This is a genomic window from Candidatus Magnetobacterium casense (assembly GCF_000714715.1).
Classification (GTDB): Bacteria; Nitrospirota; Thermodesulfovibrionia; order Thermodesulfovibrionales; family Magnetobacteriaceae; genus Magnetobacterium; species Magnetobacterium casense.
Genome location: NZ_JMFO01000070.1, coordinates 1 through 1224 on the forward strand (window position 1 = coordinate 1; position 1224 = coordinate 1224).

Here is a 1224-nt window from a genome sequence, read left to right on the forward strand (position 1 = left end):
ATGTTCGTTCGTTATATCTTATAGCCTCTGCATGAGACATTGGCAAAACACTACCACGACGGGGATTTTTGTCTATTATCGGTACATGTCCCAAGACCTTGCTAACCCCATATATTGGCCCAGCATCATAGGCTGAATCCATAAGATCATAGAGATATGTCACTCTCTCTGTTGTCATTTTCATCATAGGAATGGCTACTTGGCTATCATGCAAAGATGCCGATGTAAGCACTACTGTTATAGGAAGCCCGCTGTCAGATGCACCTATGTGTAACTTATAACCTCGCCATGTCTCCTTGTAACCCTGAGAATTTACCTTGCAACCTATATCACACACACAGGGTAACTCTTTCAACGACACCTCGTAATTTTCATTGACCTGTCTATCAATGCGCTTCTCCTCTGTTTTCTTTGCTCTCTCTTCACCCTTTTTAGGTCTGCCAAGTTTTTTCGGTTCTTTCTTCTCTGTTAGATCTCTTTCCTTTTTTTGTGGTTTTTCGTTGCCCTCTATTGCTGTAGAATCCGTTGATACATGTCCAATCAGCTCTTCACTTAAGTGATCCTTCACTAACGCTTCATGTACTTTGTCTCCCAAACCATGTGTAGCACATTCGGCAAAAGCACGTGAAAATGTTGATTCTGACGGTATATCGTTAATTTTAGCAAATCCACATATTGTCCTCAGGTTTGGCATTGTCTTTAGAGATTCTATCAGCAAACTCGTTGTAGGATAATTATAGACGGCTTTAGCCACAAATGCCCTGCCAATAGCATATCTTTCTTTAAGTTTACGCCCTTTACATTGATTATCTACCCACCACATATACTTTTCTATTTGAACTATCTCCAGGATTGTAATTAAATGCTTTTGCTTTTCAGTTATGGGGTCGGTACAAATCTCTTCAAGCTCTGGGAACAATAGTCGTTGCACTTTTCCTAATAACCATGATATACTCTCTCTTAACATATGCTCTCCTTATGGTTTAAGATGTTTTTATGAGATTTATTTTATCATAGGGAGGGCTTAAATATCATTAAAATTTAGGAGTTTTGCAAGAGGCTCAAGGAACAGGAAAAAATGAGAGTTATCGGGAAGGCATTCATACCGGAAGCGACAGAGAATCTGAAGGCGCTGATGCGAATAAATACAGGTCTGATAGGATTTGAAGCAGTAAAGCCGTGTGAAGAGATAGCCACATTGGATATGGATGCGACTCTATCGGA

General features: G+C 40.0%; 1 protein-coding gene. It reads right to left on the bottom strand.

Translation table 11 applies throughout. The annotated features are described in order from the left end of the window. Positions 1-967 (bottom strand): transposase (locus Mcas_RS15865; RefSeq protein WP_040336529.1); only part of this gene is annotated, 967 nt, incomplete at its 3' end. Positions 968-1224: the final 257 nt, after the last annotated feature.